5 protein-coding genes and 1 riboswitch are annotated in these 14,371 nt (G+C 70.2%); of the genes, 3 read left to right on the forward strand and 2 right to left on the reverse strand.

What is annotated here, in order from left to right; genetic code table 11:
• The 3 genes from Sru01_RS31220 to Sru01_RS31230 form a co-directional block, all read left to right on the forward strand.
• Positions 1 to 674: ATP-binding protein (locus tag Sru01_RS31220; protein WP_203993301.1), on the forward strand; the 674-nt coding region annotated here is incomplete at its 5' end.
• Positions 675 to 1,089: 415 nt separating this feature from the next.
• Complete coding sequence (locus tag Sru01_RS31225; protein WP_203993304.1) at positions 1,090 to 5,169, forward strand: LamG-like jellyroll fold domain-containing protein; 4,080 nt, start codon at positions 1,090 to 1,092, stop codon at positions 5,167 to 5,169.
• A 397-nt stretch (positions 5,170 to 5,566) separates the two neighbouring features.
• On the forward strand, positions 5,567 to 11,575 hold the full coding sequence (locus tag Sru01_RS31230; protein WP_203993307.1) for an RHS repeat domain-containing protein: 6,009 nt from the start codon (positions 5,567 to 5,569) through the stop codon (positions 11,573 to 11,575).
• 216 nt (positions 11,576 to 11,791) lie between these two features.
• On the opposite strand, the gene Sru01_RS31235 is transcribed toward Sru01_RS31230, so the two are convergent.
• Entirely contained in the window at positions 11,792 to 13,162 is a 1,371-nt protein-coding gene (locus Sru01_RS31235) for a ricin-type beta-trefoil lectin domain protein (protein WP_239137897.1), read from the reverse strand.
• Between the two features lie 662 nt (positions 13,163 to 13,824).
• Positions 13,825 to 14,061 (reverse strand): hypothetical protein, encoded by a 237-nt coding sequence (locus tag Sru01_RS31240; RefSeq protein ID WP_203993310.1) that lies wholly within the window; start codon positions 14,059 to 14,061, stop codon positions 13,825 to 13,827.
• Between the two features lie 212 nt (positions 14,062 to 14,273).
• Positions 14,274 to 14,362, forward strand: a riboswitch (ZMP/ZTP riboswitch).
• Positions 14,363 to 14,371 lie beyond the last annotated feature (9 nt).

Below are 14,371 nucleotides of genomic sequence, written 5' to 3' on the forward strand. Positions count from 1 at the left end.
ACCTCAGCCAGATCAGCGGAGCCACGAAGATCGCGGATGGACTCGCCCAGGTGCTGCGGGCCGCCGTCGTGACCGATCCGCTGTTCGGCGGGGAGGGCGAGCCGGTCGATCCCGGGCGGCTGCTCACTCCGGCCGCCGGGAAGCGGGCCCGGGTCTCGATCATCAGCTTCGTCGGGCTGCAGAGCGACGCCGAGCGGCAGTCCTTCGTGAACCAGCTGCAGATGGCGCTGTTCGCCTGGATCAAGAAGCACCCGGCCGGCGACCGGCCGCTCGGCGGGCTGTTCGTCATGGACGAGGCGCAGACCTTCGCCCCCTCGGGCGCCATGACCGCGTGCACCCAGAGCACCCTCGCGCTGGCCTCCCAGGCCCGTAAGTACGGGCTCGGCCTGGTGTTCGCGACCCAGGCCCCCAAGGGACTGCACAACCGGATCCCCGGCAACGCCGCCACCCAGTTCTACGGCCTGCTCAACGCCGACGTGCAGATCGAGGCCGCCAAGGCGATGGCCCGCGTCAAGGGCGGCAGCGCCGACGGCATCGGCTCGCTGCGCAGCGGCCAGTTCTACGTCGCGCCCGAGGGCGGGCGGTTCACCAAGGTGCGGACCCCGCTGTGCCTGACCCACCACCCCCGCGCCCCGCTAACCACCGAGGAGGTCATCACCCGGGCGACCCGCTGACCGCCCCGCGATCCTGATGCGGCCACCTCACCGCGGAGGGCGCCGTCCGCCCGAAGCGTTCGTTCCGGGCGGACGTTCAGGCGGTCGCGCCGAGCCGTTGGCCGCATCGAGCGCCGCAGCCTGATCCGCGCCGAGCTCAACGTGACCAGCCGGGCCCAGGCCGTGGTGCCGGGCTACGAGACGGCCCGGTCACGATCGGCGTCAACCGGACGTTCGGCGAGCATGCGAAGGCATGGAACTACCACCTAGGTTTACAGCCGGACGGCTGCTACCGCCGCGGGTGGAGCCAAGATTCAATCCGGCGCCGAATGTACCACCGATCTTTCGCTGCCTACTTTCTGATCATCGGACAGATGGTGGGAGCGAGGTCGTGATGCTGATGGCGCTGGGTGACAAGGGCCGGTCAAGGCGCGCGTTGGCACAGGTTACGGCGGTGCTCGCCGTGCTGACCTGCCTGTACGCCGCCGGGCCGGAAGCGGTGGCCGCGAGCCCCGAGCCGCCGGCGCAGCCGCCCCCCGGCGCCTCGGCGACCGAGGCCGGCGCCTCGGCGCTGGCACGTTCGTCGGGACGGCCCGTGGAGGTGCTGTCGCAGCGAGGTGAGCACCGCACGGTGAACGCCCTGCCGAGCGGCTCGTTCGAGGTGACCGATCAGCTGCGGCCGGTGCGTACGCGCCGGGACGGGCATTGGGTCGGCATCGACACCACGCTGCGGCGGGACGGCTCCAGCCTCGTCCCTGGCGCGACCACCGTCGACCTGCGGTTGTCGGGCGGCGGGCAGGAGCCGCTGGTACGGATGTCGCGGGCGGGCCGGGAGCTGGCGCTGTCCTGGCCGGGCCCGCTTCCCGAACCGGTTCTGGACGGCGACACCGCCGTCTACCAGGGCGTACTTGGCAGCGACGTCGATCTGCGCGTACGAGCGCTGCCGGACGGCTTCGCGCACACCCTGGTGATCAAGACCGCCGCGGCGGCCAGGGATCCGCGGCTGGCCCGGTTGGCCTTCGGCCTGGACTCCGCCCGCCTGTCGGTGGACCGGGACGCCACCGGCGTGCTGCGCGCCAAGGACACCGGCACCGGCGAGGCCGTGTTCGAGGCGCCGTCCCCGGTCATGTGGGACTCCTCGCCGGCCGCGGGTGCGCTGACCACCGCGCGCGAGCGGGACCTCGGCAAGGGCCCCGCCGAGGGTTCCCGCACGGCCAAGGTGCGGGTCGGCCTCGGGGGGCGGCAACTGGCGCTGATCCCGGACCAGGGGTTGCTGACCTCACCGGCCACCACCTTCCCCGTTTACGTGGACCCGGTGTGGCAGACCAGCGCGGCCTACTACTGGGGGATGGTCTCCTCGGGCTATCCCAGCGAGAACTACCCGAAGTTCAACGGCAACGCCACCGAGGGCATGGGCCGCTGCGAGGTCGCCAAGGACGGCCGGTGCGTGAAGAACCAGACCAAGCGGCTCTTCTACCGGATGAAGCTGCCCTCCATCAAGGGCAAGTACATCGAATCGGCCGAGTTCGTGGCCTACGAGACCGCGGCCTATGACTGCCACAACTCCACCTCGGTGCAGCTGTGGCGGGCCGGCACGCTGACCTCGGGGGCGACCTGGAACAACACCGGCGACGCCTGGCTTGAGCATCTGGCCTCGCGCGATGTGGCCTACTGCTCGCGGGCGCCGGTCGAGTTCGGCGGGTCCAAGCTCCGCGCCAACGTGCAGAGCGCGGTGAACAAGGGGTACTCGACCATCACCTTCGGGTTGAAGGCCTACAGCGAGAGTTCGATGACGTGGTGGAAGCGCTTCGCCGATGACGCATACCTGCGCATCCAGTACAACCGGCCACCGAACCAGCCGAGCACCGGGTCCATGTTCGCCAGCCCCGGAACCAAATGCGTGGCCTCCGGCGAGGCCCAGTGGGTCAACGACCTGTCCATCCTGTACGCCTACCTCTCCGACCCCGATTCCGAGGACGCCAAGAAGGTCCAGGGCCAGTTCACGCTGCACTGGGCCGACAAGGCCGACGGTTCGGACTGGGGGGCCAAGTGGACCTCGGCCCTGACGCCGGCGCTGACCACGGGCAGCAGGCACCAGATCAAGCTTCCCGCGTCCATCCCGCAGAAGAAACGCATCGGCTGGGGGGTACGGGCGTGGGACGGTGTCCAGTGGGGCCCGTGGAGCTACGACGGCGCGCAGACCGGCTGCTACTTCTACTACGACCCGTCAGTGCCCGCCGCGCCGTCGGTGTCGTCGGCCGAGTACCCCGGTGACCAGAGCTGGCACGGCGGCGTCGGCGACGCCGGCGCCTTCACCATCAGCGACCCGGCCAAGGCCGCGGCCCGCTACGAGTTGAGGCTCAACGGCGCCGCGCTGAGCACGGTGACCACGACCGGCGGCGCGGCGCGTCAGGTCGCGGTGGCGCCGGACCGGTCGGGCCCCAACCTGCTGACCGTCCAGGCGTTCACCCAGGCCGGGCAGAACAGCGCACCGACCACCTACGAGTTCTGGGCCAGGGCGGGCGCGGACGCCGCGGCCCGGTTCACGCTGGACGAGGCCGCGGGCGCGACGACCGTGGCGGGCACCGGCCCGGGCACGGCGGCCTACGTGCGTGGCGGGGCCACGCTGGGCGCCGCGGGCCAGGAGGGCACCGCGCTCACCCTCGACGGCGCGAGCGGCTACGCCGAGACGAACCTGCCGGTGCTGCGCACGCAGGAGAGCTTCACCGTCTCCGCGTGGGTCAGACCGGCGGCTCTCGGGATGGTCAACGCGCTGGCCCAGGACGGAGCCCACCAAAGTGGATTCCAGCTCGGCATCAACCCGTCCGGGCAGCCGGAGTTCAAGATGCCCGGCGCCGACACCGCCGGGGACGGTGGCGGCGTCTGGTATTCCGCGATGGCGGGCGGCGGCCTTCCACTGGACACCTGGACGCACCTCACCGGCGTCTACGACCAGCCCGCCGGTCAGCTGCGCCTCTATGTGGGCGGGCGGCTCGCGGGCACGGCCGGCGGAGTGAGAGCGTGGCAGGCAGCGGGTGCGCTGCAGATCGGCCGCAGCAAGTACAACGACGCACAGGTCAATCAGTGGCCCGGCGGCATCGACGAGATCAAGCTGTACCAGCGGGCGGTGTCGGACCAGGAGGCCGAGCAACTCGCGGCGGGCGCGAGCCCGTCCGGCCTGGCCGCGTACTGGCCGCTGGACGAGGAAGCCGGGGCCGGCCGCGTCCACGGTCCCGCCGCCGCCGTCCAGGCCGCGCTGAATGGCGGCGCGACGCTCGGGCAGGACGGGCAGGACGGCACGGCGCTGCGGCTGGACGGCTCCACCGGCCACGCCGCCACCACCGGCCCGGTCGTGGACACCACCAAGAGCTTCTCGGTGTCGGCATGGGTGCGCCTGGAGACCGGCGCGCTGGACAAGAACTACACGGCGCTCTCCCAGGACGGCCTGCGCAAGAGCGGCTTCTACCTCAAGTACGACGGCGGCCTCAAGAAGTGGGTGTTCGCGAAAGCCAAGACCGACACCGACGAGAGCGGCTGGTACCAGGCGGTCTCCAAAGCGACACCGGCCGCGAACTCCTGGACGCACCTGGTCGGCGTCTACGACGCCGTCACCCGAAAGCTGAACATCTACGTCAACGGCGACCAGGGCACCGACAGCGGCCCGCTCGACGCGGTGTGGCACGCCGGCGGCGGATTGCAGATCGGCCGCAGCAAGTGGCTGGGCGGCTACGTTGACCAACTGCCCGGCGTGCTGGACGACGTCCGCATCTACGACCGGGTGCTGGGCCCGACCGAGGCCGAGGAACTCGTCACCCAGCACCCCGTGGTCAAGGGACGCTGGAAGCTCAACATCGGTGGCGAGGGCGAGCCCGCGGGGGCCCAGAACCTCACGCTCCAGGGCGGCGCCGTCATCGACCACGCCGCGGGCTTCCGCTACATCTCCAGCGCGGGACTGCTGCTCAACGGCACCACGGCCTACGCCGAGACGGCCACCCCGCCGCTGCGGACCGGCGAGAGCTTCACGGTGGCCGGGTGGATACGCAACATGGGCCGCCCGCAGACCGCCAGGACCGTGTTCTCGCAGGCAGGAGTGAACGCCAACGCCTTCGCCCTGCGCTACGTTCCGGACCCGGCCGACCCCGACGCCGGTGGCTGGCGGTTCCAGATGCGTAATGCCGACTCCACCGCGGCCGCCGAACTGCGCCAGGCCGAGCATTCGGGCTTCACCGAGTCGGACTGGGACCACCTCGCCATCGTCTACGACGCGCTCCGCGATCGGATGAGCCTGTATGTCAACGGCCAGCTTGAGGAGACCTCGCTCGGCGTCTCCCAGGAGGACCAGGTGCTCGGGTTCACCGCGACCGGCGGCGGGCTGCAGGTCGGCCGCGACAGGTTCGGCGGCGAGTTCTGGCCGGACGCCATCGACGACGTGTGGGCCTACCAGGGCGCGCTCAACAAGGAACAGGTCGAGATGCTGGCCGTTGGCGGCGAACTCGACACCGCCTCCGGCCCCTGACCGTAGGTGATCCCCTGCTTGTGGAGGTCGTGATGAAGGTGAACCTCGAGCCCGTGCGCCCGTGCGCTGTCACGCGGGGGTGTGCCGGATGAAGAAGATCCTGACCCGGCGGCGCCCGCGTGGCGCGGGTGTAGTCCGGAGCGGCCGTCCGAGACGGATCCCGCCGTCCGGCCGCCTGTCCCGGGCGGTCGCCGCGGGGATGGCCGCCGCGCTGACGGTGACGCTGTCACCGCCCGCGCCCGCCGCGGCCGCGGGCCCCGGCCGCCCAAAGGTGGATCAGCCCGAACGGACGGTCTCGGGCCGTGATCTCTCCGCCAGGCCGCGTCGCTCCGAGCCCGTCGGCGCGCCGCCGCCCGCGCCGATCGACTGGCCGGCGGCCGACGTCGCGGAAGCCGACGTGCCCGGGCGGGGTGCCGTCCGGGCCGGGACCCTGCCGATCTCGCTGCTGCCCCCCGCCGGCGCCGGGACTCGAGCCGGACGCGTACGCGTGCGGCTGCTGGACCGTACGGCCGGGCACCGCGCGGGAGCCGACGGGATCGCCTTCACCGTGGCCTCCAGTGACGGGCAGACCACCGGCCGGGTCGGCGTCCGCCTGGACTACGGAAGGTTCGCGCAGGCCTACGGCGGCTCGTACGGATCCCGGCTGCGCCTGTGGCGGCTGCCGTCGTGCGCGCTGACCAGCCCGGGGCTGCCGCGATGCGCCAACGCGGCGCCGCTGCGCGCACGAAACGACGCGGCGGCGCGCACGCTGACCACAGAGGTGGACGCCGAGCCCGGCGGCACGCTGCTGGTGGCCGCCGCGGGCGAGTCGGGCTCCCAGGGCGACTACAGCGCGACGTCGTTGTCGGCCTCGGCCACCTGGGAGATGGGCGGCAACTCCGGCGAGTTCACCTGGTCCTACCCGATGCGGGTGCCGCCCGTCCCCGGCGAGTTACAGCCCGAGCTGGCCATCACGTACTCCTCCGGCAGCGTGGACGGGCGGACCGGCAACACCAACGCACAGCCGTCCTGGGTCGGCGAGGGATTCGACCTGTGGCCCGGCTACATCGAGCGCCGCTACAAGTCGTGCGAGGACGACGGTGTCGCGAAGGACGAGTTCGGCAACCACCCGGGCGACCAATGCTGGGGCTACGACAACGCGACGGTCACCTGGAACGGCAAGGGCGGAGAGCTGATCAAAGCCGCTGACGGCACCTGGCGGACCAAGTTCGACGACGGCACGGTGTTCGAGAAGCTCACCGGCGCGACCAACGGGGACGATGACGGGGAGCACTGGAAGGCCACCACGGTCGACGGCACCCAGTATTACTTCGGGCTCAACCGCATGCCCGGCTGGGCGTCCGGCGATCCGGAGAGCGACTCGGCGTGGACGGCACCGGTGTTCGGTGACGACTCCGGCGAACCGTGTCACAAATCCAGCGGGTTCGCCTCCTCCTGGTGCCAGCAGGCCCATCGGTGGAATCTGGACTTCATCGTGGACCCCGACGGCAACGCCATCACCTACACGTACGGCAAGGAGACCAACCACTACGGCCGCAACCTGAAGGCCGACGACGAGACCCCGTACACGCGCGGTGGCCACCTCAAGTCGATCTCCTACGGGCTGCGCAAGAACGATCTGTTCGCCGCCGCTCCCGCCCGGGTGCTGTTCACCACGTCCGAGCGGTGCCTGCCCGACGCGTCGTTCGCCTGCGAACCCGACAAGATCGGCGACAAGCCGCAGTACTGGTGGGACGTACCCTGGGACCTGCACTGTGACGCCGGGCAGGAGTGCAAGGGCAGCCACGGCGCGGTCACTCCCACCTTCTGGTCGCGTAAGCGCCTGACCAAGGTGACCACCCAGGTCATCAAGGCCGACGGCACCGGATATCGTGACGTGGACTCCTGGTCGCTCGGCCACACCTGGGGGCTGGCCGACGTGGAGCGCGACCTGCTGCTGTCCCAGATCCAGCACACGGGGCACGTCGGCGGCACGCCGGTGACGCTGCCGAAGGTCTCCTTCACCCATGTGCAGCTGCCCAACCGGCTCGACCGGACCGGCGACGACATCCTCGCCTACATCCGCTACCGCCTCGGCGCGATCTACGACGAGTCCGGCGGGCAGCTCGACATCGCCTACTCGGGCGCCGACTGCTCGCTGTCCGACCTGCCCACTCCCGAGACCAACACCAAGCGGTGCTTCCCCGTCATCTGGAAGCCGCCGGGCCACGAGGACGAGATCACCGACTGGTTCCACAGGTACGTGGTGACCTCGGTGACCAGAATCGACCGCACCGGCCTGGCGCCCGACATGAGAACCGGCTATGAATACCTCGGCGGCGCGGCCTGGCACTTCGACGACGATGACGGCCTGACCAGGGAGAAGCACAAAACCTGGTCGCAATGGCGCGGCTACGGCCAGGTCCGGACGCTGACCGGTACGGCGGCCAGGTCCGAAACGTTCTACCTGCGCGGCATGGACGGCGACCGCAAGAGCAGGAGCGGCGGGAGCAAGTCGGTGACGGTGCCGGACGGCGAGGGCGGCACGTACACCGACCACGACGCGCTGTCGGGGTTCGCGCTGAAGACCGTCGAGTACACGGGGCAGGGCGGGACGGTGCACGCCAAGACCGTCCGGACCCCGTGGCGGGTCACGACCGCGACCCGCACCCGATCGTGGGGCACCACCACGGCCGAGATGACCGCCCCCGCCACCGAGCGCACCTGGACGGCCAAGGACGGAGGCGGCTGGACCGAGACCAGAACCGACACCGCGCACGAGGGATCCGGGCCCGGCATCGGGCGGGCGATCCGCGTCAACGACCTCGGCGACCTCACCACCTCCGCCGACGACCGGTGCACCCGTACCACCTATGCCGACAACGTCGCCGCGCACCTGGTGTCCCTGCCCGCGCGGGTAGAGACCGTCGCGGCCGCCTGCACGGCGAGCGTCGACCGCGCCAAGGATGTCATCTCCGACATCAGAACGTATTACGACAACGGCGCGCTCGGGGCCGCGCCGAGCCGGGGCGATCCCACCAAGGTCGAGGAGATCGCCTCCCATGACGGGACGAAGGCCACCTACGCTACCGAAAAGCAGGTGACGTACGACGGCTACGGCCGTCCCGTCGAGGCGACCAACGCGCTGGGGCAGACCAGCACCACCGCCTACACCGACGCGCGCGGCCTGACCACGAAGGTGACGACCACCAGCCCGCCCGCCAAGCCGGGCGACGCCTCCACGGCGCTGGTCACCGTCCAGGAACTCGACCCCTCCTGGGGGCAGCAGACCGCGGAGATCGACGCCAACGGGCTGCGTACCGAACGGGTCTACGACGGCCTCGGCCGGCTGCGCCAGGTGTGGCTGCCCGACCGCTCCAAAGACGGCAACCCCTTCCCCAACTACGAGTTCGACTACCGGGTCGCCGATGACAAGATCGTCGCGGTCACCACCAAGACGCTCACCGCCACCGGCGGCCAGCGGATCGCCGGGATCGAACTGCTCGACGGCTGGCTCCGCACCCGGCAGACGCAGGCGCCGGGCCCCACCGGCCGCCTGATCACCGACACCATCTACGACGACCGCGGCCTCGTCGCCAGGACCAACGACGCCTACCCCGCCTCAGGAGTCCCCGAGCCGGTGCTGTTCGGCGTGCTCACCCCCGGCGACATCGAGTCCCAGACGCGGACCGAGTACGACGGACTGGGCCGCAAGACCCTCGAACGGCTGATGGCCGGCAACGGCTCCCAGCCCGAACAGGAGAAATGGCGCACCACGTACAGCTACGGCGGCGGCAACCGCACCTCCGTCACGCCGCCGCAGGGCGGCACCCCCACCGCGGAGATCACCGACGCTCGCGGTCAGGTGATCGAGCGCCGCCAGTACAAGGCCGCCGGACAGTACGACTCCATCCGCTACACCTACACCCCGACCGGCGAACCGGCCTCGGTGACCGACCCTTCGGGCAACACCTGGACCACCACCTACGACCTGCGCGGGCGCAAGATCAAGACAGTTGATCCCGACAAGGGCCCGACCTCCTACACCTACGACGACCTCGACAGGGAGACCTCGGTCACCGACGCCCGCGGCAGGAAGACCGTCACCGCCTACGACGGGCTCGGCCGCAGGACCGACACGCGCGACGGTTCGGCCACCGGCACCAGGCTCACCTCGTTCACCTACGACTCCGTCCCCCTGGGCAAGGGCAAGCCGGCGACCGCCACCCGCCACCACGCGGGCGCGGACTACACCAGCGAGGTCCGCCACTACGACCGGCTCGGGCGCGCCGACGTGAACGCCGTCACGATCCCCTCGGCTCAGGGCACCCTGGCGGGCACCTACGTCTTCTCCACGTCCTACAACCTGGACGGCACCGTCCAAGGGACGGGACTGCCCGCGGCCGGCGGCCTGGCGGCGGAGAACCTCGTCTCCACCTACGACGACTTCCTGCGGCCGGTCCGCCTGACCGGCAACCTCGGCACCTACGTGGGTGCCACCGACTACACGCCCACCGGCAAGCTCATGATGCTCGAGTTCGGCGCGACCACGGGCAAACGCGCCTGGCAGACCTTCACCTACGAGTGGGCGACCCAGCGGCCCGCGACCACCCGTACGCTGCGGGAGAACGTCAGCGGCAGCGATCGGGACGCCACCTACCGCTATGACGACGCCGGGAACATCCGCTCCATCGCCGACGCCTCGCGGGACGGAGCCGACACCCAGTGCTTCTCCTATGACGCGTTGCGCCGGCTCACCGAGGCATGGACCCAGACCACGGCCACCTGCGACGCGGCTCCTCCCGCCACGGTCGCCGGTGGCCCCGCCCCCTACTGGCAGACCTTCGGCTACGACACCGCGGGCAACCGCGTCTCCGAGACGCGCCACGGCGTCGCCGGACAGCCCGACACCGTCCGCAGCTACACCTACAGCCCAGCGGGCCAGGGCAACCGCCTGACCAAGATCGTCCAAAGCGGTGCGGGCGGTAGCCGCACCGACACCTACGCCTACGACGACACCGGCAACACCATCACGCGCACCGTGGGCGGTACGACCCAGACCTTCGACTGGGACGTCCAGGGCCGGCTCTCGAACATCGCCGGGAACGGCGCGGCGGTCGAGTTGGTCTACGACGCCGACGGCAACCGCCTGATCAGAAAGGACGCGACCGCGGCCACCCTCTACCTGCCGGGTACCGAGGTCCGCCTGAGCGCCGGCACGACGACCGCCACACGCTACTACACCCACGCGGGCCGGACCGTCGCCCTGCGCACCACGACCGGCGTCAGCTACCTGACGGAGGATCACCAGGGCACCGCCCAGATCGCGATCGACGCCCAGACCCAGCAGAGCCGGGCGCGCAGGCTGGCCCCCTTCGGTGCCGAGCGGAGCGCCCCGCCCGCCTGGCCGGGAGAGAAGGGCTTCGTAGGCGGCACGAAGGACCCCGCCGGTCTCGTGCAACTCGGAGTGCGCGAATACGACCCGGACACCGGCAGGTTCATCTCCGTGGACCCGGTACTGGACCTGACCGACGCGCAGCAGATGAACGGCTACACCTATGCCGACAGCAGCCCGGTCACCAATTCCGATCCCGACGGCAAGCTGTGCCGGCGGGTCAACGGGGACATGGAGTGCTCGAACGGCGATGGAGTCGTCCGCGTTCCCACCAAGCGCGGCTACAAGGTCATCGGGCCGTCCGGGCCACCGTGCTATCTGGTTCCCCGGGCCTGTGGCTGGTCGCCGAGCATTCCCCACTACCGGACGGCCCTGCCCCCCCGTACGAGCATGAAGCCCCCCATCCCGGCGCTGCAGCCCTACGTCACTCCGCCCCCTCCCAGCTTCATGGGCAGCCTCCTGGACAAGGACACCCTGCGCAACCCGCTCTTCTACGGCTCGTTGGGCAGCGCCGAACTCGCCGAACTGCTCAAGCTGCTCGGGCTGGGCAGCGTCAAGATGGAGGACAAGCTTCTGGCGGGGCTCGGGCTGAGCAAGCAGCAGGTGGAAGCCCTGAGAAAGGTGTTCGAGCTGGCCCCCAGGGAGGAGCCCAAGACGAACGTGAAGTGGAAGGCGGCCAAGGGCGCGCATCGCATCGGCAGGTTCGGGGGGAAGGCCTTGACCGCCGCGAAGTGGGCGGGCCGCGCGAGCGTCGCGGTCTCGGCGATCGACGGTGGCTTCTCGCAGTACAAGGACGACAGAAACCGCGACGATCTGTCCGGGAAGGATAAGACGGCTCGGGTGCTGACCCGAGGCGTGGTCGCGGGAGCGGGAGCCTATTTTGGATCCGTAGCCGGTTCGGCGGCCGGAGGGTGGTGCGGTCCGGCCGCACCCGTGTGCGTCCCTGTCGGCTCGGTCGTCGTCGGCACCGCCGGTGGATGGCTCGGCAGCGCCGGGGGTGGTACGGCGGCACGCTATCTGTTCGGCGGCTGACGCCGAAGCCTCGGTGCCGTGCCCAGCGGCACCGGGGCCTCCCGGCGGGCCCGGCCCGGACGGTGGAGGCGGCGGGCGAGTTCCAGGCCGGCGACGCCGCCGGCCGCCGCAGCCGGCCACCTCGTCGATCCGCTCTCGTCACGCGGCAGATCGGGTCCAGGCGGCTTCGCCTGGACCCGACGTCTGCCATCGACTACCGGATCGACTACCGGGGGGTCATGCCCTGGTCCATCGCTGGGTGGCCTGGCCGTTGCAGCTCGCCACGGTCACCGCGGCGGTGTTGCCGGTGCCGGTGGCGTTGAGGCAGAGGTTGTTGGCGCCGCTGGTCACGGTGCCGTTGGAGTTGAAGGTCCACTGCTGGTTGCTGTTGGTGTGGCAGTCCCACAGCTGCACCCGGGTGCCCGAGCCGGCGTTGGTCGGCGAGTCCAGGCACTTGCCGAGGATCTCCAGCCGACCGGCGTTGTAGGTGAAGCGCTGGTTGGGGTTGGTGTGGCAGTCATAGACCTGGAGCTGGGTGCCGTTGGCGGTGGCGCTGTTGGGGGAGTCGACGCAGCGCCCGGCGCCCTCGTTGCGCAGCCGGAAGCTGGTGGGGGGAGTCGGGGTGACGGTCGGCGTCGGGCTCGGGGTGACGGTCGGCGTGGGGGTGGGGTTGGGGTCGGAGGTGCTCGCGAACTGCGAGATGAACTTCCACACCTCGTTCTTGGTCCAGGTCTGCGCGCCGTTCTCGGTGTAGGTCCCGTCCACCGGGGCGGGCGTGTGGCCGTTGTCGAAGGCGGCCCAGACGACCGGGTATCCGGCGCGGCAGCCGGAGTAGGCGGTGACGATGTGCGACCGGCTGCCCGACCCCGGCTCGGGCGGGTTCTGCGCGGTGCAGCCGTTGTTGCGTACGAACGTGTCGCGCAGCGCCCGTCCCTGCGAGATGTTCAGCACGTTGTCGGTGATGCCGTGCAGACCCATGTAGGCGATGGGCTGGGTGCCGCCGCTGCAGCCGCTGAGCTGCGCGCCGGAGAACACCGCGACCGCGCGGAAGACCGTCGCGCGGCTGCACGCGAGGGAGTAGCTCATGGCGCCGCCGTAGCTCCATCCCATCGCGAAGCGCAGCGAGGTGTCGACGCAGAGGTCCGACTCGACCTGCCGCATGATGTCGTCGATGAAGGTGACGTCCTCGCCGCCGTTGTTCGCCCAGCCGTTGTTGAAGCCCTGCGGCGCGACGAAGATCGCGGTGTTGTTGGACAGTTGCCGCTGTCCGTAGTAGGACCAGGAGGCTCCGGCGCTTCCGCCTGAGTCGACGTCGTTCATGCTGCCGTTCAGCCAGTGGAGGCCGAATATCAGGCGGTAGGGCGTGTTGTTGTTGTAGTTCGAAGGAATCCGCAGGATGTACTGGCGGTTCTTGCCGCTGGTCGTGATGTTCCGCGTTCCGCTGGTCAGCGTCGGGTTCTTACCGCACCCCGACGTTCCCGCGAGCGCGGCGGCGCCGCGCGCCGAGGCTCCTGCGCTGCTGCCGCTGCTCATCGCCGCGTGCCCCGTCGTCAGGACTACCGCCGCCGCGAGCGCGATGGCCCCGAAGATGGACCTATGCTTTAACATTTGCGATTCCCTCTGGCCGTACGGACGGGGGCCGATGTTGAAACATGTTCTGCGTCCTCTTCGTCAGCGGCGTCGAGTGCCCGGTGCTGTGAAATCGGAACCGAGGTGTGAGCGCGAACAATTCAGCAGAAGGTCATCAGGTGCCGCTGCGGTAAAGGTGTGGTGCGAGGGAGCAAATACGACCCGATCGCCTATGTCAAGTAGCTTGACTACCCGTCCGGCACGCCGATCCGCCGCGGTGTACCGCCGCACGGCCTGACCAGCGACGGCTCTCGCCCGCCTCTGAGGCATCGGGATGAAACTTTCGTGGCGAGCGGATCGATCACAACCGGCCAGAGAGCCGATGCTCTGATGGTTTGATCATGAAATGATGGTGCCACGTGCCGTTACTTCCGCCCAGAACTTTTGGCGTCATTCCGATAGTTTCGGGGCGATAGCCGGATCCGGCTGCCGATGGGGCAGAGGACCGCCGAGTCTGGCGCGGCAGTTCTCGCCGGCCCGCCGGACATCGCGCGGTTCGGCCCGACCCCGGTCCCGGGACGCGGTCAGCCGGCCCTTCGGTGACCGAAGGCGGGGTATTCAGGCAGCGGAGCCACAACAGGTGGAGAACGGCATTCGGCAGCAGCCGGCCGGCAGCGGGCAAGATCTGATCCATCCGGGCGTCACCGCAGGCCGGCGCGGACGCGCCGGGCCACCAGGATGCCCACCCCGGCCTGGAGGACGAACATCGCCATCGTGGCCAGGCCGGAGACGGCCGACGTCTCTTCCTCCGAAAACCCGCCGCCGCATTCCGTCAGGTTGCCCCCATCGGCGACGACGCAGTCGCTTCCGAGGATCGCGGCGGCGAGCAGCCAATCGGCGAACAGCAGAGAAACCGCACCCACCAGAACGGCCGGCACGAGGTAGAACGCCTTGCGGCCTCCGGCACTCGTACCTTTTGTGGCAGTTTGAACGGGTGCGAGACGTCGTCCCATAGTCGAATAACGACTCATCCGGCACACGTAATCATGCGGCCGTGATCATTACAAGCTCGGTGCTGTCGGTCAGACCACGGATCGGGAGGGGGCGGCCATGCGGGCAGGTCATGCTCGGGCCGGCTCCGCTACAGTGGTGCGCAGGCCGTGACTGGCGCTGAGGTGGAGCACCACCGGGGAGCGGCCGCTGAGCTGTTGGCATGTGCCGCGCGCCTGGGCTGACTCCGCTGCGGAC

It is taken from the genome of Sphaerisporangium rufum (genome assembly GCF_016863395.1).
Lineage (GTDB): Bacteria > Actinomycetota > Actinomycetes > Streptosporangiales > Streptosporangiaceae > Sphaerisporangium > Sphaerisporangium rufum.

What these genes read in the sequence shown, in the direction of transcription:
- Sru01_RS31235 (WP_239137897.1), bottom strand. Translation starts at nt 13,162, where the DNA reads ATGTTAAAGCATAGGTCCATCTTCGGGGCCATCGCGCTCGCGGCGGCG.